Source organism: Streptomyces sp. O3 (assembly GCF_054788135.1).
This window is the reverse complement of record NZ_JBTVYK010000252.1, coordinates 1-230: the sequence shown is the minus strand read 5'-3', so window position 1 is coordinate 230 and position 230 is coordinate 1. Positions and strand designations below refer to the sequence as shown.

Annotated in this window: 1 protein-coding gene; it reads right to left on the bottom strand. The window is 26.5% G+C overall.

The features are described 5' to 3' along the window. Positions 1–20: 20 nt before the first annotated feature. Positions 21–230: hypothetical protein (locus ACX6XY_RS30545; protein WP_460338008.1), on the bottom strand; the 210-nt coding region annotated here is incomplete at its 5' end.

The window sequence follows — 230 nt, the reverse complement described above, 5'->3', positions numbered from 1 at the left end:
AAACACAATAGTGTAAATACCTAACAAGCAATAATTTGAATGCTACTTCTAAAAATAATTACATAGCCATTACATTCAACTGTATTTCCGTATTTATTTTTATAATATTCGATAGAATGTTTTAAAAAATCTTCTGTCACTTCTAAAAAATCTGCAACTTCATAGTATTCTGTGTAACCTTCATAATAAGAATCAATTATTTTTCGTAGAGGTACTAGTGACTCATAACC